Genomic DNA, 22,480 nt, shown 5'->3' with positions numbered 1-22,480 from the left:
TTAAAATTTGAATTTGGATATTTCTTCTATTAAATTATCAGAGCTTACCTTTGTATCTGTTACCTTTTCCATTACACTATTGGATCTCACACTAGCATCAGAGACTCTAATAGCAATTTCTGTAGTTCCACTTGCACTTTCATTAGATGCTACAGCTACTCCATCTATGGCTTGAGCCATATTCTCAATGGAAGCTAGTAGTTCTTCAGAAGTTGCACTAAACTCAAGAACCAAATCTTCAACAAACTTTGCATCCTTACGATATTCATTCGCAACATCTAACATGTTTTTATAATCATTATCAACATCCACAGAAACAAAGTTTAGAAGATTATTTGCATTTTTTGCAAGATTATTTACCGCTGAAATTACATGGCTTGTTACTTCTGTAATTTTATTAACTCCTAATTTTGATTGCTCTGCAAGTTTAGTGATTTCATCAGCTACAACAGAGAATCCTCTTCCTGCTTCCCCAGCTCTTGCAGCTTCAATAGCTGCATTTAAAGCCAATAAATTTGTTTGTTCAGTTATTCCCATAATAGAAGCTGAAAGAACATTAATCTCTTCAACAATTTTGGATTCTTCAATTGCTTTCTCAAGCTCTTCCTTAGTCTCTAGTAAAATAGCTGTAGCCTTTTCTAGAGATAAATCCATTCTTTCCTTTGTAGTTTCAGCCTTTTCACTAATATCTTTGGCTGCAAGCGCACCCTTTCCAGAGCTTTCAGCAATGGATTGAGCTGCTCTTTCTATTTCCATAGAAGTTGCTGTCATTTCTTGCGAAGCTGCAGCTGTTTCCTCTGTATTTGCTGAAAGTTCTTCCGTTGTAGCAGATATTCCTTCCAGATTATCATTCAACTCATTAACTTCACTGACCACATCTTCAACTCTATTTTGTATATTCATTGATTCCGATGTAATTTTCATGGCTAAATCCTTAAGAGAATCCTTCATAGTTTGAATGCCATTTGCAATAATACCAATTTCATCTTTCCTTGATAGCATTTCTTTGTCTACCTCAACCATGAAATTACCTTCTGCAATTACTTCTAAATAATCAGCAGACTTTTTAATTGGACCTGCAATTTTACTTGCTACTATTGTAATAAGCACTACAGCTATGATAATTGAGACAATACCGATCATAGCACTAAATACTCCAGTTCCATTGATGAATGCCATAGCATCATCTTTGTTCTCTACAGTAACAACTGCCCAATTATCTGATACCCCTGGAAGAGTAATGCTTTGATAAGCACTGACCACATCTACTCCATCATTATCCTTATATGTGTCTGATCCACTTTCTCCATTTAGAGCCTTCTCGGTTATTTCCATCAATGTCTGCGGAACTTCAATATCTTGCTCCTCTGTCACTTGGTTGCCACTTTCATCAACAATAACTGCTCCGCTACTATCTGTCTTTAAGACTGTCTTTTTCAAAGTTCTATAATTATATAATTCTGATACCTGTACAGTATCAGGGTGTGCTATTACTACGCCTTCACCATCAATAATAAAGGCAAATCTACTACCCTCACTATATTTCTGCACTCGTTCCTGAAGTTCAGTTAACTTTATATCTGCTGCCATAACACCTACTATTCTATTAGTATCCCCATATATAGGCATAGCTATGGTTGTAACAGGGGTATTTGTAGCTAAAGTATAATAGGATTTACTTACAAAGGCAGTTTGCTCTTCCATAGCCTTAATAAACCACCAACGATTACCACGATTTCCCAGCTCACCAGTAGTTCTAGCTGTTTGCATACCATTTGCATCCTGAACATATAGCAAATCAAAATAAGAATGTTTATCATAAACATTCATCAGTGTATTCTTTTGATCTCTAGGCTCAAAACCTTTAATATCACTACTTAAAGCAATTTGCTCTGTAAGGGAATAACCCTCCTTTATAAATGCTGTTACCTGGTCCGAGATAGAACTTGCTAGTAGCTTATTATTTTCTTCCAGTTCTTTCTCATAATTTTGTCGCATATAAATATTGCTCGCTACTGTAGAAATAATTAAGGGTACAATAACTAGTATTAATGTGTAAATCACTAACTTTTGACGAATTGTCTTCATTTGTTTTCTCCTCACGTGTATGATATTTGTCTTCTTTATAAATATTTGATACTACTATCTATTGTGATATTTTTAGCACAAGCAACAGTTTTAATAAATTTCCATATTACATAATATATGGAAATTCATATTAAGTCAACTCAATATAGAATTTTGCTGTAACTATTTGCCGAAATTTATTTTTGAACTAAGATCAATAATAAATCTATTAATCTTGATTTTTATTTAAATAAAATAATTGTAATCAGTCTTAAAAAATGTTATGCTACTAAATGTGATCTCACAAGAAGTCATAATATATAAAATCAAATAGAAAAATTGCAATTGGGCAGATTATATATCAAAGAGCTTACTTTTATAAGCTCTTTTTATGATAAAGAAAGGTGATAATATATATGATAAAAGTTGATAACTTATCCTACTCATTTCCACAAAAGGATCTATATAATAAAATTTCATTTACATTAGAAGAAGGTCAGCACTGTGCTTTTATAGGCACAAGTGGCAGCGGAAAAAGTTCTTTGGTGGATTTGATTATGGATCCTGAAAGATATACCTTCGATGGAACAATAGAGATTGATCCCCATTGTAGAATTGGATATGTAAGCCAGTTCTCCCAAACAAACAAGACAAAAGAAATTACAGTCTTGGAATATATCGGCGAAGAATTTATTAGGCTACAAAATGAAATATCCTCAATTTGTACTGAAATGGAAACATCTTCAGATATTGATCCCTTATTAGAAAAGTACCAGCAAGCTTTAGATGCCTTTGATGCCATTGGTGGAGATGATTTTGAAAGCCATATTAATAAGAAACTAAGTTTAGCAAATCTAATCAAACATAAAGATCTAATGATTTCTCAGCTTAGTGGTGGAGAATTCAAACTTATTCAAGTAATTAAGGAAATGTTAAATAGCCCAGATTTAATGATTATGGACGAACCAGATGTATTTTTAGACTTAGATAACCTTATTTCACTTAAAAACCTAATTAATTCACATAAAGGAATACTACTAGTTATTACTCACAATAGATTTCTGTTAAATCATTGTTTTAATAAAATCTTGCACCTTGAAAATATGGAGCTCCAAGAGTTTGATGGCAGATATATTGATTACAACTTTTCACTACTGGAAAGCAAAATTAAATTACAAGAATTAGCTCATGCAGATGCTGAGGAAATTGAGAGAAATGACAAAATAATTGATAAACTAAGATTTATTGCAACCTTCAATACTGAAGCAGCTAGAGGAAAATCACTAAATGCTAGAGTTAAAATTCAAGAAAGATTGGAAGCTCGTAGGATTAAATCACCCTTTGTATATATTAATCAACCGGATATAAGCTTAGTTACGGATAATGAAATAGAAGAAACTATTGCTTTAAAAGTCAATGACTATAACCTTGCCTTTGATGATGTGCTACTAGAAAGTATTAACTTTGAGATAAAATCAACTGATAAAGTAGCCCTAATCGGTGGAAATGGTAGCGGTAAAACCACTTTGCTTCGAGAAATATTTAGAAACAACAATGAGTCTATTGTCATAAATGAAAATATTGAAGTTGCTTATTTATCTCAATTTCAAGATGAAATGCTAACTGATTCTAATACCATTGCTGAAGAACTCTTCGATGCTGGGTTTAAAACCTATGAAGAGATTGGCGCTTGTATTTCAAGCTATGGTTTTGATGAAGAATTTATGCATCAAAAAATAGGCTCTTTATCTGGTGGAGAAAAAAATATACTTCAATTAGCTAAAATTTCCGTTAGCAATGCAAATATGTTGCTTCTCGATGAGCCAACAAGTCATTTGGACACTTATTCACAGCTAGCATTGGAAAAGGCCTTAATAAACTATAATGGCGCAATTCTAATGGTTTCTCATGATTTTTATTCTATAGTAAATTGTATGGATTTTGTTTTACTTATTGAAGATAAGAAGATTAGAAAGATTAGTACAAGAAAATTTAGAAAGATGATTTATGAAAATCATTTTGATAAAGACTATTTAGAAATTGAACAAAAGAAAAAAGCAGTTGAAAGAAAAATAGAATTGGCTTTAAATGACTATGATTTTGAACTCGCAAAGCTTTTATCCGAAGAATTAGAATCAATAATTAAGCTACTATAGACCGTACACTTTTAACTAAAACAATCTATTAAAAAACTCCTGTAAATTTTACAGGAGTTTTTATTTCAATTTTGCATCTTATTTAGTTGTTTTTATTGCACGCATTGAATTTAAAATAGCAAGTACTGCTACCCCAACATCTCCAAAGACTGCTTCCCACATAGTACCTAAGCCTAGAGCTATAAGTACTAGTAAAATTGCTTTGATACCTAAAGCAAAAACTATATTTTGCACTACTATTGTTCTTGTTCTCTTTGCTATTTTAATGGCTGTAGCAATTTTTGAAGGTTCATCATTCATAATAACTACATCAGCTGCTTCTATGGCAGCATCCGAACCAACTCCACCCATTGCTATACCTATATCTGCCCTAGCTAATACAGGTGCATCATTTATACCATCCCCTACAAATACCAGCTTACCTCTAGATGATTTTTCTTTATCTAAAAGTTCTAGCTTTTCAACCTTTTGGTCAGGTAATAGTTCTGCGTGAACTTCATCAAGTCCCAGCTCCTTGGCAACTTTCATAGCTACTATTTTATTATCCCCAGTTAGCATAACAGTCTTTTTAACACCCATTGCCTTTAAAGCTTTTATTGCCTTAGCTGAGTCCTCTTTAACTTCATCAGATATTACTATATATCCTATATATTCCTTATCTACAGCAACATGAACTACTGTACCTATAGATTCAAACTCTTCATATAGTATATTTTCCTTACTCATTAATCTATTGTTTCCAGCTAAAACTTCTTTGCCTTCAACTATTACTCTAATGCCATGGCCTGGTATTTCTTCATAGTCTTTTATTGTTTCCTTATCTATTTCTTTACCATAAGCTCCTAAAATAGAAGTAGCTATTGGATGATTAGAGTAGCTTTCTGCATGAGCTGCTAAGGCTATAAGTTCATCTTTAGAAATATTATTTTGTGGCTTTATGTCAGTTACTTTAAATACACCCTTTGTCAGTGTTCCTGTTTTATCAAAAACAACAACTTCAACATTATTCAAGGCTTCAAGGTAGTTTCCACCTTTTACAAGAATTCCATTCTTCGAAGCTCCACCTATTCCCCCAAAGAAGCCAAGAGGAATTGATACAACTAAAGCACATGGACAAGACACTACTAAGAAAGATAAAGCCCTATAAAGCCACTGAGAGAATGTTGCACCTTCTATAAGAAGTGGTGGTATTATAGCTAAGGAAGCTGCTGAGAAAACAACAAATGGTGTATAATATCTAGCAAATTTTGTTATAAAGTTCTCTGTAGGGGCTTTCTTGCTACTTGCATTTTGGACTAAATCTAGTATCTTTGCAACAGTTGAATCTCCAAATTCCTTTTCTACCTCAATTGTTAAGAGACCATTCTTGTTGATAACTCCACCTAAAATGCTATCACCTATAACTACTTCTCTAGGAACTGATTCTCCAGTTAAGGCAGATGTATCTACCATGGAGTTTCCTTCAATAACCTTACCATCAAGGGGCACCTTTTCACCTGGTTTTACTACTATTATATCACCAATGCTAACTTCTTCAGGATCAACTCTTCTAAGCTCATCCCCTATTTTAAGATTAGCAAAATCAGGTCTTATATCCATAAGGGCTGTGATAGATTTTCTTGAGCGATTAACAGCTATACCTTGGAATATCTCTCCAACCTGATAAAAAAGCATAACTGCAACACCCTCAGCATACTCACCAATAAAAAAGGCACCAATAGTCGCTATGCTCATAAGAAAGTTTTCATCAAATACTTGCCCTCTACGAATATTATTAAGTGCTCTTAGGACTACTTTTCCACCTGCAATTCCATAACTTATGAGATATAACATTAGGGTTACAGCATTTGGAAGCTTCATTGCAGTTGCTGCTACAAAAATTGCAGCACTGACTGCAAATTTAATTATTTCTTCTTTACTAGAATCACCATGATCATGGTCATGGTCATGAGCGTGAGTATGCTCCTTTGATTTCTTGCTTTCAAGAACAATTACATTAACATCAGGCTCTATTCTTTTAACTATTTCCTTAATATCATCAATAATAGCATTTTCTTTGGATGGATTATCTATCTCCATGATAAGCTTTGTCGATACAAAATCCACTACAGCAGACTTGACACCATCTATATTGTTTGATTCCCTTTCTATCTTTGCAGCACAGTTACCACAACATAAGCCTTCCAGTAGTACTTCTTTTTTTAGTATTTTTCCTGTTTGTTTTTCTCTTATCTTCACATGAGATTCAATTTTTTGTACCATCTCACTTGCTGCCTGAATTAGTTCTTGTGTCCTGTCTATTTCTTCTATTTCTAAGGTTAGAGTCTTGGTTACAAAATTCACATTAGCTAAACCAATTCCCTCAATTTGACCAATTTTTTCTTCAATCTTAGATGCACAATGTGCACAATCTAATCCTTCAAGGATAAATTCCTTTTTAATTATTGCTTTTTCCATAAATATAATCCCCCTGTCATTAATTCTTCTCATTAATATGAATTAGACCTTGATCAAATATGCTCTTAACATGTTCATCTTCTAAAGAATAATAAACTACTTTACCATCTTTTCTGTACTTAACTAGTCTCGCTTGTTTTAAAACTCTCAATTGGTGTGAAATTGCAGATTGGGTCATATGTAAAAGTGCAGCAATATCACAAACACACATTTCAGCTTGGAATAAGGCACATAGTATCCTAACCCTTGTACTATCGCCAAGTGCTTTAAATAATTCAGCTAAATCATAAAGTGTTTCCTCTTGAGGCATGTGTGCTTTTACCCTATTGACAACATCCTCGTGTATTACAGTACAGCTGCAACTATCAATATTGTTTCTTTCTTCCATAAAAAAACCACCCTTTTGTTAATATGATATATGAACATCTGAATACTTGTTCATATATCATATTATATGCTCTAATCTAATCTATGTCAATATAATTTAATAAAATATAAACAATGCTAAGATAAGTAAATAAATCAAGGCTGACCCCGCTTTTTGGGTATTACTATAATATATAATTAAAATAATTGGAGGTAAAATATGCTTAAAATCGGTTGTCATTTGTCTACATCTAGAGGTTACGAAGCTATGGGTAAAAATGCCTTGGAGATAGGAGCTAATGTATTCCAGTTCTTTACAAGAAATCCTAGAGGAAGCAAGGCTAAGGATATAGATCCTGAGGATATAAAAAAATTATTAAATTTAATGGATGAAAATAATTTTGGCAAGCTACTAGCACACGCCCCCTATACCTTAAATCCTTGTTCAAACAAACTTGAAACAAGAGAATTTGCAAAGCTAATAATGGAGGATGATCTAAAAAGAATGGAATATCTTCCGCATAATTACTATAACTTTCATCCTGGTAGTCATGTAGGACAGGGTGTGGAGATTGGAATTGGATATATAATTGATATGTTAAATGGTATATTAAAGCCTGAGCAAAGGACCATAGTTCTACTAGAGACCATGTCAGGTAAAGGAACAGAAATAGGAAGTAGATTTGAAGAGTTGAAAAGAATTATTGATGGTATTATTCTCTCTGAAAAAGTGGGGGTTTGTATGGATACATGTCATATCTACGATGCTGGTTATGATATTGTCAATGATTTAGATGGGGTATTGAAGGAATTTGATAAAATCATTGGTCTTGATAAGCTTTATGCAATACACTTAAATGATACAAAGAATCCTTTTTCTAGTCACAAGGATAGACATGAAAAAATAGGTGAGGGAAACATTGGATTGGAGCCTATGTCTCGGATTATTAATCATCCGAGATTAAAATCTTTACCATTCTATCTAGAGACACCCAATGAGCTAGATGGTCATGCGAAGGAAATAAAATTGCTAAGGGAATTGGTTGAATGAGATAAAGGGACAAGACTGTCCCTTAAGTAAATAATTCAAGCTTGAACCCGCTTTACTGCTTTATTATTTCATTTATTTTATCCACTAAGGATTCCCAGGAAAATTGTTTTATCTTATCTTTTTCATCAATTAAACAACTTTTTCTATTTCTAACTTTTTCTATTTGAGTAAGTATAGCTTCTTTAAGATTCTCTCTAAATTTCGGTAAATCTTCTTCCACAGGTTTGTCTACATCATATATTCTAGGTAGTGGAACATATTTTATTATTCCAGATTCCTCTATATCCTTACCCAAAAGGGTCATTAATGCTTCTATCTCTGTAGTGACTACATATAAACCAGATGCTAAAGATTCTATAGCCATAAGTCCTAATCCTTCATAAAAAGAAGGCATTAGAAATATATCTTTCTTTCTAAGTTCTTCACCTAAGGCTATTTGATCTTTTACATTATATACTTTGATACCTTTATCATCCTTAATATACTTTTCTAATTCTTTCTTGTTTCTCTCATCTGGAACACCTATTATATCTAAGCTTACATCATCTAAGTTTAATTCTTTGTATACTTTTAATAATTCATATATCCCTTTGGATGGATCTATTTTAGCTGAATAAACTAATCTTATTTTATCATTATATTCCTTTTTTTCAGGAAAAAAGAAAATATTTTGGTTAAAGCCTCCACCTACAGAGATTATATTATCTCTTTCTATGTCTTGATATATGTTTGCTATTTCATCTATTTGATTCTCTGATAAAGCAAAGATTAAATCTAATTTTCCCAAATTTTTAGCATATTTATTGTAAATTGCTGGATTCATTTGAGCTTGTCTCATATCCGTATTATGGCATATTCCTATTATTTTTGAATCAGTAAAAATCTCCGCTACTATTGAGGATAATATCCAAAGATGATGAGTAAAGATTATGTCTGGACTATATTTTTCCTTAATAGATATAAGTCTTTTCTTAAAAGCATTTATCCATTTATCAAACATCTCATCGGTCATCTCAGAATAAAGAGTATTATCATAAGGCATAATATCACTCATGCCTACTATGGGAAAAGGTAGTTCTTCTGTTTTAAACTCTACAGGATATATGTCCTTTTCATCTAAAAGATCCCATTTGAAATCATCTTCTGTGCCAAAAACAACTTTCTGTTCATAATTATATTTCTTAAAGTTTTCTACTAAATTAGAAAAATAAACTCCAGATCCAGTTCTAGAAGGTAATTGAGCTAATACATGTAATATTTTCATTTTTCCTCCCTATTTTCTATGTGAATTTGTTTTTTATCTATATAATATGAAGATACATTTTAAAATCTATACTATCTCTTTATACCCAAATTCTAAATATACTATATCACCTTCACTATATATCTTATCCCTTGAAAGTTCTATTGCTATAAACTCAGTGTCTCCAGTTGATATATGATATTCTAATATAGCTCCTTTGAATATTCTTTTTTCTATTCTTCCTTCTATAGTGTTTTCCATTGGTTTGCCATGTAGTTTAATGCCTTCTGGTCTTACAAATTCTACTTGTCCATTTGTGTTTTTTATGTTGGAACGGCCAATAAACTGTAATGGAAATTCTCCATTTGGATAATTATATATCTCCATTGGTGAAGATATTTGTTCTATTTTCCCCTTATTCATCAAGATAATCTGGTCTGCCACTGAAAAAGCATCTTCTTGATCATGGGTTACAAAGATAGTTGTTATATCAAACACCTTCTGTATTCTTTGAATTTCTTCTCTCATAACTAATCTCAACTTAGCATCTAGGTTTGAAAAGGGTTCATCTAATAGCAACAAATCTGGTTTTACTACCAAAGACCTTGCCAAGGCAACTCTTTGCTGTTCTCCACCAGAAAGCTGATTTATCCTTCTATTATCATAAGCTTTCAAACCAACCATTTCTAAAATCCCTTGTCCTTCTTTTATTGCTTCTTTTCTAGTCATCTTTTTAAACTTTAACCCATAAATTGTATTTTCTATGACTGATTTATGTGGAAATAAGCCATAGGATTGAAATACTGTTGATATAGGTCTCTCCTCTGGGCTTAGTTTTAATATATCTATATTATCAAGAGTCACATTTCCTGACTCTGGGTTCTCAAAGCCACCTAAACACCTTAATATCGTAGTCTTCCCAGAGCCACTTGGTCCAAGGATACAGGTAATACTGCCTTTTTCTGCTTGAAAGGAAACATTATCTACTACTTTTTTATCTCCATATATTTTAGTTAGGTTGGATACCGTAAGAAACATCCTTATTCCTCCTTTTTCTTGATATTAGGAAAAAATATAGTCCATTTACCATAAGACAGATTAATATAATCAAAAATGCTATGACTGAGCCTACCCCATACTTTCCTGATTCTATGACATCAAACATTACCATAGTAGCTAGTTTTTGTTTTGGATATATTAAGAATATTATTGAGCCAATAGTTGTCATAGTTGAAGTAAATCCATTTACAAAAGAAATAAATAAACCATTTTTACTTAAAGGAAGAATAATATCCTTTATTACATGAAGATTATGTCCACCTAAATCTTTCACAGAATTAATAGTATCTCTGTTTATCTGAGTCAAGGTAGAATATCCTACCTTTGAAGCAAAAGGTAGTTGTCTAAAGGTAACATTTAAGATTACTATTAAAAGAGTTCCTGTTAATTCTAATGGTGCTTTATTAAAAGCTAATATATATCCAATCCCGAAAAATGTCCCAGGTACAATATATGGCATTGTAGCTATAAAATCTATTATCTTGGCTATTTTATAATTTCTAATAAAAGCATAGTATTCTAATATAAGCCCAATAACTGAACTAACTATACCAGCCACTAATGATACTAATATTGTTCTAGGAAATGTAGTCATTACACTTATCTTACTATCCCTAAAATGATCCAAGGTAAAATACATCTTTCCCTGATACATATCTGTAAAAGCTGACATAATAATTGAAGTGTATTGAATTAAAATCCAAACCAGAAAAAATGTCGCTCCAATTTTCATGATATTATATAAAAACCCTTGTCTTTTTAGACTTATACCTTCACCTGAATTAGTTCCATGTTGACTCATAGCTACTGATTTAAATTTTGTCATATATAATACAAAGACTAAAATAGCTGGAATAAACAATATAACTGAAATAGTCGCTGCTCTTCTTATATTTCCCTTTGCTATTACAGATAGATATGCTTCTGTTGCCAAGACATTAAAAGCACCTCCAATTATCCTTGGAGTTGAAAAATCTGCCAATGACCTTATAAAAGATAATAGCATAACTACAGTTATTGATGGTCCCATGAGAGGTAGAATAATATCTTTAATAATATCTGTAGTCTTGGCTCCCAAAGAGCGAGCTGATTCTATAAGGGTTTTGTCCAATTGGTTTAAATATCCTATAAGCAAGATTGCATTCATAGAAGTAAAACCTAGACTTTGCATCAATACTATTCCTAATTGCCCATAAGGTGAAATAGATAATCCTAATAATCCATAAGTAACAAGCCCTCTTCTTCCAAAGAGTTTTATATAGGAAAGTGATGTAACAAATGGAGGAGAAATAATTGTTAGCATAAGTATTGCCATGATTATTTTCTTAACTTTATTGCTTGATGTATAGGAATATACTGCTATCATTATGGAAAAAAGAGTACTTAAAATTGTAGTGTATATTCCAGTAGTTATAGAATTTTTTATTAAATAGGATTCTTCCTTTACAAATGAAAAATAAGATAAATCAATGCTTCCATTTTCCATTAAAGAAGTTATAAAGACTGAAACAAATGGATATAGTATAAAAATTAGTACAGATAATATTATGGCTAACATTAATATTTTATCTAATGAATCTAAAACTTTCTTTTTCATATTCCTATCCTTTCAAGTATTATAATCTAATTATATAGATTATCTTTAGAAATGAAAAGGTGAAATGGTTAACCATTTCACCTAAAATTTATTTTCCTTCAGTTAATTTTTCCCATCTACTTAAGATTTCTTGTCTCATGCTTCCAAAAGTTGAGATATCTTGATCAATTAGTTTGTCAACCGGTAGACCTAAGTCATAACCGCCGACTCCTTCTTTAATCATTTGTGCTCCATCTTTACCATCTAACTCTGCTAGTTTTTCTTGATTGTCATCTCTTAGCATAAAGTCGATAAAAGCCTTTGCTATATCTTCTCCTTCTCCACCCTTAAATATTGCTACTCCTTCTGGTACCCAAGGTATACCATCTTCAGGATATACAACAGTCAAGTTGTTTTTTGTAGCTGCATCAAAAGAAGATTTATCTGCTGGTATTATTCCTATTGCAAACTCTCCTGCTACAGTTTTTTCTTCTGGATCCTTACCTCTTTTACCGTAGAATGGAATATTTGCATTTAATTTTTCTAAAAATGCCCAGCCTGCTTCTTCACCATACATGTCCAATATTCCTTTTACTGCTCCATAGTTTGTCCCTGAAATAGCTGGATTTGCCATTATTATTTCATCTTTATATTTTGGATCTGCTAACTCTGCCCAAGTTGTAGGAGCTTCTAGTCCCTTTTCATTTAACAACCCTTCATTAACTAAGAATCCAACTACTGTTAATCCCTTTGATATCCAAAAACCTTCTGAGTCTCTGTATTGACTTGGAACCTTATCTGCTTCTTTAGGAACATAAGATTCTAATAAGCCAGAATCTTTTGCTGCCATAAAGGCATCAATTCCGCCGCCAAACCAAAGATCTGCCATTGGTTTTCCGCCTTCTGCTTCTATTCTAGATATTACTTCTCCACTTGACATGGATAAGAAGTCTACTTTAGCATTTACTTCTTGTGCAAAGGCATCAAATAACTCTACATATTTTTCAGATGTAGTTACTACATTCATTTGTCTTCCTTCAAAGTCAAGTTTCTCTACTTCTTCTACTACTTCTTGCTCTACTATTTCTGTGTCTTTTGGCTCTACGACATCTTTATTATTATCATTTGCTTGACCACAAGCTGTTAAAATCATTGTCAATAACAATAATAAAGATAATAGTTTTATACTTTTTCTTTTCATATCTTTACCTCTTCCTTTATAATATATTTATTTGCTGTTTTCTTAATCTACACTTTATAGTATCATCCCAAAATATTACAATCAATGTTTATAGATATTATTAATCATAATAATTTTATTATAATATTTATTAATAGCACTAGTATTGATACCCTTTATAACAACTTGGTGTTCTATTACATTTTTCTATACCAGATTAATAAAAGCAGTTTATATGTTATTATTTAAATAACAAGATAATTGGAGGCAAAATAATGATGATAATCGATACTCATATACATGAAAACAAGTACTCTTCAGATAGCTTTATTGATTTTAAAGAATGCATAGATACAGCAAGACTAATAGGCCTAGATGGCATATGTATCACAAACCATGATAATAACCATCTTAGAAATGACATAGGTGATTCAGCTAAGATTAATGGGGTCTTAGTAATAGTTGGCGCAGAAGTACTAACCCATCAAGGAGATATACTGGTATTTGGTTTAAAAGATATCCCTAAAGAAAAGATACATGCAGGGGAACTCCTCAGATTGGTGAGAAAACATAAAGGGGTAGCTGTTGCTGCTCACCCTTTTAGGAATAATAATAGAGGATTAGAAAATCATCTACATGAAGTAGCTGATCTATTAGACGGTGTTGAATCCTTTAATGGAAGTACTTATTCTTACCATAACCTACATGCATATGCTACTGCTACTGAATTATCTTTACCATCTTTAGGTGCTAGCGATGCTCATATAATGGATAAGATTGGTAGATATGCAACTAAATTTTACGATACTATAAGAGATGATAAAGATTTCATAGAAGCTATTAGATCAAAAAAATTTCATCCTGTAATGAGAAAAAACGGACAATTTGTTAATTTTGATTATTGCTATGAAGAGTTACTTCCAACTGAAAAATTTGTGGACTTGAGCCATAAATAATACACCACCCTATAATGCTTACATTATAGGGTGGCTCTATTTTATTGCTTATATATCTACTTCCTTGTTGTTTGCAATAGCCAATGCTACACGCTCTGGAGACAGAGGCAAATGGTAAAAGTTAATTCCTAAGGCATCATAAAGAGCATTACCTATAACGGATGGTACTGAAATCATAGGATGTTCTGCAACACCACGAGCACCAAAAGGTCCGTCCAATTGAGGATTCTCTATAAATATTGGTACCATTTCATCTGGTATATCCTTAGCCGTAGGTATCTTGTAGTCTGTAAATGATGGATTGAGTAATCGTCCATCTGGACCAAACTTAAGGCCTTCAAATATAGCTGAACCTATACCTTGTAATACCCCTCCTATTACTTGACCATCAATTATCTTTTTATTGATAACTTGCCCAACATCGAATGCAGATGCTATTTTAAATATATGAATATCTCCAGTTTCTATATCAACTTCTAAATCAACTCCATGGGCTCCGTAGGTCCATACTAAAGCTGGACGACCTTGCCCAGTTTCTGAATCAAGATTTGTAAGCCCATCAGCAATATAAGTTCCTTTACCAATTACTATTCCGCCAATAGCGTTTCCATTTGCATAAGCATAACCCCTAGCTAATTGGCCATATGACAAGCGTAGTTCTTTTTGATGAACATGATAAATGTAGCCATCTTTGTGGGCTAACTTATCAACATTACATCTAAATACTTGGGCAGCTGTTTCTTTCATCTGTCTAATTGCGTCTTCAGCAGCTCTTATTATTGCATTTCCGCCCATAAAGGTGAACTTTGAAGCAACAGTTTGCCAATCATATGGGTTTTTATGAGTATCACTTTCCCATACTACTTCTACCTTTTCCATTGGCAAATCTAATGTTTCTGCTGCAATTTGCTGCATAGCAGTATTTGAGCCTTGCCCCATATCTATTGCACCTATTAATACCTTAGCATTTCCATCTCCATCCATTTGCACAATAGCCGCTGTAGCTGTACTAGTAGGCATAGCTGGAGCTTTTTGTAAAACAGCAATCCCTTTACCACGAATCTTTCCAGTCTTTCTTTGGGCTTCGCGTTCTTCTTCAGTTTGATACCCAGTCCAAGCAATTTCTTTAGCAACTGCTTCTAAACAATCTGAAGGGCTTCCTGTTGATTTTGAAATTATTTCTCCACTTATTGTATGTTTTCCTGGTCTTAATATATTTATCATACGAAACTCATAAGGATCCATTCCTAGTTTTTGAGCTATTATATCCATTTGTCTTTCTATAACCCAATGGAACTCTAAATGTCCAAATCCTCTATAAGCAGTACTAAATGTTTTATTTGTATATACAGTACGAGAGTGTATCTCTACATTAGGGATTTCATATGCTCCTGCACCAGCATAGGTAGCCGTTTTACCAACATTTACACCATAGTCTGCATAGGCACCACTGTCCCAATCGTAATGGGCTTCTATAGCAGTAATCTTACCATCTTTCATTACACCAGTTTTAATTCTACCCCTCATAGCTGCCCTAAGTGGTAATTGGTTAAATTCTTCTTCACGAGTGGCTTGCAATTTTACAGGTCTTCCTTTAGCAGCTTTTGAAAGCAAGGTAACCAGAGGCTCTAAATGAATACCAGCTTTACCACCAAATGCTCCACCTATATATGGTATAATGACTTGAATGTTAGATTCGGATATTCCTAAAGACTTAGCTAATAATTGCCTAATGGCAAATGGTGATTGAGCTGATGACCAAATCTTAATCTTATCCGAATAGGGATCGGCTGCTGCAATTGCAACATGGGTCTCTATAGGAGTATGGGCTGCTGCTGGTAAAAACATTTCGTTTTCAATTATAAAATCAGATTCAGCAAATGCCTTTTTAACATCACCGTGTATGTTTTTATTCCAGCTTGCAATATTAGAGTCTGGTTGTGGGTAGAAAACTCCCTTTAAATATTCTAATTCATTAATATCTTCATGAACTAATATTTTTGCTTCTAAAGCTTCATCTATAGTAAGGACTGCAGGCAAGACTTCATATTCAACTTTAATTAAAGAAATAGCGCGCTGTGCTGTGGCTTCATCAACTGCTGCAACAGCTGCAACTACCTCACCTTGATATCTTACTATATCTCTTGCAATAATACATTTATCAACCATATATAATCCTACTAAATAAGGTGCATCTTCTCCGGTTAAAACTGCCTTAACCCCAGGAAGTGCCTTTGCAGCTGAAATATCAATAGATATAATCTTTGCACGAGCATGTGGTGAAAGCAATACTCTTGCATGAAGCATACCTGGCAATTCCATATCATGGACATAAATTGCTCTACCTGTTACCTTTTCAAGCGCTTCTGCTCTATCTGGAGACTTACCAATATGTCTAAATTGTTTCTTCTCCATTATTTCAACTCCTCTCTTTCCCTTTTAGCTGCTGATAAAACAGCATCTATAATAGGTTGATAACCAGTGCAACGACAGAAATTACCAGCCAATCCTTCCTTTACCTCTTCAACAGTTGGATTTGGATTTCTATCTAATAAGTTTCTTGCAGACATTAACATACCTGGTGTACAAAATCCACATTGCAAACCATCATCTCTTATAAATTCTTGTTGTAAAATAGAAAGTTCCCCGTCTTTAGACAAACCTTCAACTGTAGTTATATTTGAACCTTGAGCTTCTAAAGCTAATATCAAGCAGGAAGTTACCGTTCTACCATCCATTATAATTGTACAAGCACCACATTCTCCTTCTCCGCATCCTTCTTTAGCTCCAAAAAGCTTTAATCTAGTGCGCAAAAAATTTAATAATGTCATAGTTGGATCTGCTAATTCGTGAACCATCTCTCCATTTACCACTAGACTTAGAGGCATAGGAGGCATGTGTGATTCAACATATTCAAAACAATTATTTTTTTCATCATGATTATGATTGCACATATTCTGTTGCCCCCTTTTCTATAAGCTCCAATAGTCCTCTCTTTGCCAATACTCCCCCTATATGCAAACGAAACTCTCTAGAAGAACGCAAGCTACCTCGTCTAGGATTCATATATTTCTTTATTTCTTCTTGTATCCATGGTCCTAATTCAGGATTTAGTTCTTTAGTTGCGAGGGATTTCTCCAATTCAGTAAGTCGTAAAGGTATTGGTTCTACAGCTGCTAAGGCTACATATACTTCTTTACTTGCAGTCAAACGCATAGCTAAACCTACATTACATAGATCATGACCTTTAATACGGGCTTTTCTTAAATAAATGCTAGTGTCTCCAAATTCTACATCCGGAAGAGACACACCAAGAACTATTTCATTCTCTTTAACTGCAGTTTTCTTTACTCCTGTAAAAAAATCAGGAAGATTTAATATACGAATACCTTCACTAGAAGCGATATGAACTTTTGCATCGTATACAAGTAATGGAGCAGATGTATCTGCACCAGGAGATGCGTGGCATATGTTGCCAACTAGAGTAGCCCGATTCCTAACTAAATAAGAACCTAATGAATCTGCTGCATGGCATAATGCAGGATACTTTTCACGAATAACATCCTCTTCAGCTATTCTATTTACTGGAATTGATGCACCAATAAATAAACCTTTACCAGGAGTATATTCTAAAATCTTTGTTTCTGGGATATCTTTTATGTCTAAAATATGCTCACATATAACTGCATTATTACGAAGTAAAAGCATTAGATCAGTACCACCTGCCAATATCTTCGTATCAGAGTGATTTTGCAAATATGTTAGCCCTTTTTCTAAACTGTCTGGTCTATAATAATCAAACTTGCTTAACATATATCCTACCCCCTTAAAATAATATTTCTTAATAGAAACTCAATCCTATTAAAGCATATACCTCCTTATCTTAGATTAAAGATTTTTAATATACATACTGTTTAAAAAGTAATATTTATTGTGAAGTCCTATTCATGCTATCTACACTAAGAGGAAGTCTTCTATATTGTGTTGCTTGTTCAAATGAATAGGCTATTTCAATCAAAGTAGCTTCATCCCACTCCTTAGCTAATATTTCAATTCCTACTGGTATTCCAATTGGAGCTGAATATGTAGGGCTTGTGAATCCAGCAGGTAATACACAGGAAGGGAAACCTGTTACAGATCCAATGACTCCATTTCTTTCAACCTGTACATCTCCAATCTTTACAACAGGTATTTTTTGATGTGGATACACGATTGCATCTAGTTCATATTCTGCTATTATATTCATAAGAAAATTTCTAAGTTCCATTCTTTTTATCAAACGCTTATTATACTCTGGCATTTCTATATCTAAAGTCTGTGCAGTCTTGATGTTTTCTTCTATTCCTTGATGATACTTCTCTGAAGCAATTATATCTGCTAAAGAGTGCATATTTGTTCGATGACCCAAATTATTAAGATAAATATTTAAATGAGCTTTCAAATCATATAGATGAATGCTAATCTCCTTTACCAACCTATCAGCGTCTATGTTTTCTTCTATAGGGACAATAATTGCTCCCTTCTTTCTCATTTCTTCTATGGATTCATATATTATTTTATTAACTTCTTGATGAATCTCCTTATTTCCAAAGAAACTTTTCAGTATTCCAATTCTCTTTCTCTTTAGACCATCCTTATTTAAATACTTAGTATAAGACTTAGGTATTTTTCCCTTAGACCATGCTGTTGAAGAGTCATTAATATCATATCCTGCTATTACATCCAATATTTTCGCAGCATCTTCAACTGTTCGTGTAATAGGTCCAGCAGTATCTTGAGTTAATGAATATGGAACAATGCCATCTCTGCTTACTAACCCAATAGTTGGTCTGAACCCTACCAAGCTGCAAGCTGATGCAGGAGACCGTATTGAGTTTACAGTGTCAGTACCTATACCTATAATGCCAAAGTTAGCAGCTATACCAGCACCCGTTCCACCACTTGAACCTCCTGGTGTTCTGGATAAATCATAAGGATTTAATGTATGCCCTAAAATGGAGCTAACAGTTTCTCCCCAAATTGCAAATTCGTGAAGATTAGTTTTCGCTAATATAATAGCCCCTGCATCCTTTAGTTTTTTTGTTATGAAAGCATCATCCTCAGGTATTACCCCTTCTAAGCTAAGGGAACCAGCTGTGGTAGGCATATCCCCAGTGTCTACATTGTCCTTTAATAGTACTGGAATTCCATGAAGTGGCCCTGTAAAACCTTCTTCCTTAAACCTTCTATCCAAATCATCAGCAATATCCAATACATTTGGATTTATCATGATAACAGAATTAAGATTAGGTGCTTTTTTATCAAATTTCTCTATTCTTTCTAAGTACATCTCTACTAGTTTACGGCAGGTTAATTCACCTTTTTCAATTGCAGAATGGACTGATTCAATAGTCGCTTCTTCTATATTAAAAACCATTTTAGACCCATCCATATCCTACACCTTCCCAACATAATATTTATCTCAACCTTTAAATGAATAGACTGTCCCCTATTGAACAGTCTATTCATATTTATTAATAAAACAATGTTAATCTACTTAATGGTATTTTAAGTTTCTGATGGTTTTTCCCCAATTGAAAGAAGTAGATTTAAAACAATACCGAAAACAGCTGCTGTTGCAATAGCTGGAAACTCAGCTCCAAAGATAGGTATCATTCCACTTGGGAATCCATAAGTACCACCTAGACCAATAATGAATATTACTGCTATAACAGCAAGGTTTTTAGAACTAAACATATCTACTCTCTTTTCAATTATTATAGCTATACCTTGTGCCGCTATAACACCAAATAGATATATGGAAAGTCCGCCAATTACTGCATTAGGAATGGAATATACAACATTAATAAGTGGTGTAAAGCATGAAATAATCATAGTTATTATAGCTGCTGCAGCTAAAACAGGAACGGAGAAGTTCTTTGATATTGCCATGGCACTAATGTTTTCACCATAGTTAGTTCCAGCTGGCCCACCAATAAATCCAGATATAATATCTCCACATCCATCACCAATTAGATTTAACCATAATTTACTTGACAGATCATATTTCTTTTTGGAATTTTTCTTTTTAGCTAAGTCATTTACATAAATATCAAGTTGATAAATATGAGCAGTTGATTCTGGAACAGTAGCTATAGCTATAGGCATTATGGCAAACATTGCCGCAAGTGATGGTTTAGGCAAAGTAAATATAGGAAGATTAAATACAGATACTGACTCTATAGTATCGAAATTTACAAATGATACTCCAGTTGCTCCCCCTATAATAAGTGCAACTATATACCCTGTAATAAGACCGAATAAAATAGGTAGTTGACTAAAAGTACCTTTTTTAAGATAAACTGAATATAAAATAGTTGAGATTAATGTAGTTAATGCAATTATCCAAGCTGAATTTGTAGCTGAAGCTACGCTTGCTGCTGCAACTCCTGCTGGAATTGATGCAGCATTACTAAGTGCATTTGCAGCCAATGATAATCCTATTATCATGGAAATAGCTCCTGTAACTGTAGCTGGAAGAACCTTATCAATCTTACCTTGCCCAGCTTTTTTAATTACAAATCCAGCAGCTATTGAAACAAAACCTGACATAACAATACCAAATTGTGCTATAGAAATCTTATCATTAAGTCCAAGACCTGCAAATTGCTCAGCTGCCATAATTGAAGCAATAGCTGTTATATACGAGAAGCTTGAGCCATAATACAAAGGAATTTCTCTTTTAGTAATAAGTATGAATCCTAGAGTTGCTAATCCACTAGCAAAAATAGTCGTTGAAACATGGAATCCTGTTATAAGTGCTACTAAAACTGTGGCTGGAAACATAACTACAATCTGTTGAAGTGCGAATAAAATAAGCTTAATAAATTGTGGTTTTTCATCTGGCAAATAACCGGTTACTTCTGGGCTTACCGCTAGTTTTGCTTCTTGCTTTGACATGATTTTACCCCCTTAAATTTATTAATCATAAAAGCAAAATATCTAATCTACCCTCCTTTAGTAAATTTTATCACTGATTACTTCTAACTATATGGTTTCCAGGCTGTAGCTAGAGATGCAGCTTGGTAATGTTCATTTAGTGAATATTGCGATAATTTGATGTAAAAATATTATTAATCTGCTTTTATCATATCGTGAATTTTAAGAGCTATTTGAAGATTTAGCCTATCATCGTAATCATCAAAATCTATTCCAGTAATCTCTTTTACTCGTTGAATCCTATATACAATTGTATTGTAATGAGTAAACATTTCCCCGGAGATTTTCTTTAGATTACCTGCATATTTAAAGTAATTTTTTAAGGTATCAATAAATTCCGTTCCTTTTTCCTTATCATACTTAATTAAGCTACCTAATAATTCATTATAAATCTGTATAAGATCTGGTCTAATTTCTTCATAGGACAAAATCCTATAAATACCTAATTCATCAAAGTAAGCAAGTCTTTTATTCTCTACTCTATGGAGATATTCTATTGCTCTATTTGCTTCATTATAACTCCTCCATAGTTCCATAGAGTCACTATAGTTACCCCCAATACCAATCACAATATTGTCAATAATAGATTCAAACTTAGCATATTTAATTATTTCATTGCAAAAAGCACTAATATCTTCTTTTACCTTTTTGATAGAATCATTCTGTTCATTTCCATAAAGAATTATAATTTTATTACTTTTGTTTCCAAGCATTAGCTTTGGATAGCTATTTTTTATAATTCGGTTTATAATGCTAAATAATCTTCTGTTTATCTGATAAAGATAGTCAGTTAACCTAGGATTAAATTTACTAGATTTACTAGTAGTATTATTTGATATTACGATTACAGAATAACTTAGTGAAGTATCGAAATCAAAATAATCCGCTATTTCTATTGCCTTTTTATGCCTAGCTTCTTCCTTAGATAGAAGATCATCGAGGAACTCAATCCTATAAAGCTTGTTAGTCTGATTATTCACAATCTCTGTCAGCACGCCAGTAATTATAGTTGAATAGGATAAATCATAAGAAATTTCTATTAAAGGAAATCCTAAATCATCGGCAATTTTTAAAACATCCATTGGTACTTCTTTAATATATCTCTTAGTTTTTATTCCAAGTCCAGCTAATCCCTTTTCCTTTAGATGAATAATCAAATCTCTAAAACCTTCTAAATCATCCTTCATGGAAAATGCTGTTGTAAGTAAAAATTCCCCTTCTTCTACCCAATTAATAATATCAGGCACTTCCATGACATTAACTTTAGTAATTACATTTGTTAATCCCTTTTTTCCTGCTAATATCTTTCCTTCATTCATAATATCTAAATCTAATAATTCTTCTACTGTAATCCCAGATATATTATACATACCATCACCCCATAATTTATC

The 22,480-nt window shown here is 33.0% G+C and carries 16 protein-coding genes; 3 read left to right on the top strand and 13 right to left on the bottom strand.

From position 1 onward, the window contains the following. On the bottom strand, positions 1-2,088 hold the full coding sequence (locus tag RIN63_RS01635) for a methyl-accepting chemotaxis protein (RefSeq protein WP_310442909.1): 2,088 nt from the start codon (positions 2,086-2,088) through the stop codon (positions 1-3). Positions 2,089-2,483: 395 nt separating this feature from the next. On the opposite strand from RIN63_RS01635, the gene RIN63_RS01630 reads away from it, so the two are divergent. Further along, positions 2,484-4,223, top strand: coding sequence for an ATP-binding cassette domain-containing protein (locus RIN63_RS01630; RefSeq protein ID WP_310442908.1), 1,740 nt, complete (start codon positions 2,484-2,486; stop codon positions 4,221-4,223). A gap of 78 nt (positions 4,224-4,301) precedes the next feature. Here the strand turns inward: RIN63_RS01630 and RIN63_RS01625 are convergent, their stop codons facing one another. Both RIN63_RS01625 and RIN63_RS01620 read right to left on the bottom strand, forming a co-directional pair. Further along, positions 4,302-6,680, bottom strand: a complete 2,379-nt coding sequence (locus RIN63_RS01625; RefSeq protein WP_399323912.1) for a heavy metal translocating P-type ATPase — start codon at positions 6,678-6,680, stop codon at positions 4,302-4,304. 19 nt (positions 6,681-6,699) lie between these two features. Continuing rightward, entirely contained in the window at positions 6,700-7,068 is a 369-nt protein-coding gene (locus RIN63_RS01620; protein WP_310442907.1) for a metalloregulator ArsR/SmtB family transcription factor, read from the bottom strand. 198 nt (positions 7,069-7,266) lie between these two features. Here RIN63_RS01620 and RIN63_RS01615 point away from each other — a divergent pair, with 198 nt between their 5' ends. Continuing rightward, the gene (locus RIN63_RS01615; RefSeq protein ID WP_310442906.1) at positions 7,267-8,097 is read left to right on the top strand and encodes a deoxyribonuclease IV; all 831 of its coding nucleotides are present in this window, start codon (positions 7,267-7,269) and stop codon (positions 8,095-8,097) included. A gap of 52 nt (positions 8,098-8,149) precedes the next feature. Here the strand turns inward: RIN63_RS01615 and RIN63_RS01610 are convergent, their stop codons facing one another. The 4 genes from RIN63_RS01610 to RIN63_RS01595 form a co-directional block, all read right to left on the bottom strand. After that, a complete protein-coding gene (locus RIN63_RS01610) occupies positions 8,150-9,361 on the bottom strand; it encodes a glycosyltransferase family 4 protein (protein WP_310442905.1) in 1,212 nt (403 codons plus the stop codon). A 66-nt stretch (positions 9,362-9,427) separates the two neighbouring features. Further along, the gene (locus RIN63_RS01605) at positions 9,428-10,378 is read right to left on the bottom strand and encodes an ABC transporter ATP-binding protein (protein WP_310442904.1); all 951 of its coding nucleotides are present in this window, start codon (positions 10,376-10,378) and stop codon (positions 9,428-9,430) included. Then, positions 10,350-11,996 (bottom strand): iron ABC transporter permease, encoded by a 1,647-nt coding sequence (locus RIN63_RS01600; protein ID WP_310442903.1) that lies wholly within the window; start codon positions 11,994-11,996, stop codon positions 10,350-10,352. The genes RIN63_RS01605 and RIN63_RS01600 overlap by 29 nt, the downstream gene beginning before the upstream one ends. 88 nt (positions 11,997-12,084) lie before the next feature. Beyond that, positions 12,085-13,176 carry an ABC transporter substrate-binding protein gene (locus tag RIN63_RS01595; protein WP_310442902.1) on the bottom strand — a complete coding sequence of 364 codons (1,092 nt, stop codon included), beginning with the start codon at positions 13,174-13,176 and terminating at the stop codon, positions 12,085-12,087. 254 nt (positions 13,177-13,430) lie between these two features. On the opposite strand from RIN63_RS01595, the gene RIN63_RS01590 reads away from it, so the two are divergent. Continuing rightward, positions 13,431-14,111, top strand: coding sequence for a PHP domain-containing protein (locus RIN63_RS01590; RefSeq protein ID WP_310442901.1), 681 nt, complete (start codon positions 13,431-13,433; stop codon positions 14,109-14,111). 48 nt (positions 14,112-14,159) lie between these two features. Here the strand turns inward: RIN63_RS01590 and RIN63_RS01585 are convergent, their stop codons facing one another. The 6 genes from RIN63_RS01585 to RIN63_RS01560 all read right to left on the bottom strand — a co-directional run bounded on the left by RIN63_RS01585 (position 14,160) and on the right by RIN63_RS01560 (position 22,459). Continuing rightward, positions 14,160-16,526 carry a xanthine dehydrogenase family protein molybdopterin-binding subunit gene (locus tag RIN63_RS01585; RefSeq protein WP_310442900.1) on the bottom strand — a complete coding sequence of 789 codons (2,367 nt, stop codon included), beginning with the start codon at positions 16,524-16,526 and terminating at the stop codon, positions 14,160-14,162. Beyond that, positions 16,526-17,065 (bottom strand): 2Fe-2S iron-sulfur cluster-binding protein, encoded by a 540-nt coding sequence (locus RIN63_RS01580; RefSeq protein WP_310442899.1) that lies wholly within the window; start codon positions 17,063-17,065, stop codon positions 16,526-16,528. Before RIN63_RS01580 ends, RIN63_RS01585 begins: the two co-directional genes overlap by 1 nt. Then, a complete protein-coding gene (locus tag RIN63_RS01575; protein ID WP_310442898.1) occupies positions 17,052-17,924 on the bottom strand; it encodes a xanthine dehydrogenase family protein subunit M in 873 nt (290 codons plus the stop codon). The genes RIN63_RS01580 and RIN63_RS01575 overlap by 14 nt, the downstream gene beginning before the upstream one ends. Before the next feature lie 115 nt (positions 17,925-18,039). Beyond that, on the bottom strand, positions 18,040-19,542 hold the full coding sequence (locus tag RIN63_RS01570; RefSeq protein ID WP_310442897.1) for an amidase family protein: 1,503 nt from the start codon (positions 19,540-19,542) through the stop codon (positions 18,040-18,042). 116 nt (positions 19,543-19,658) lie between these two features. Then, complete coding sequence (locus RIN63_RS01565) at positions 19,659-21,050, bottom strand: solute carrier family 23 protein (protein WP_310442896.1); 1,392 nt, start codon at positions 21,048-21,050, stop codon at positions 19,659-19,661. Between the two features lie 173 nt (positions 21,051-21,223). Next, positions 21,224-22,459 carry a PucR family transcriptional regulator ligand-binding domain-containing protein gene (locus RIN63_RS01560; protein ID WP_310442895.1) on the bottom strand — a complete coding sequence of 412 codons (1,236 nt, stop codon included), beginning with the start codon at positions 22,457-22,459 and terminating at the stop codon, positions 21,224-21,226. Between the last annotated feature and the right edge of the window lie 21 nt (positions 22,460-22,480).

The organism is Tissierella sp., assembly GCF_031460495.1.
Lineage (GTDB): Bacteria > Bacillota > Clostridia > Tissierellales > Tissierellaceae > JAVKTS01.
This window is presented reverse-complemented; position numbering and strand designations above follow the sequence as displayed.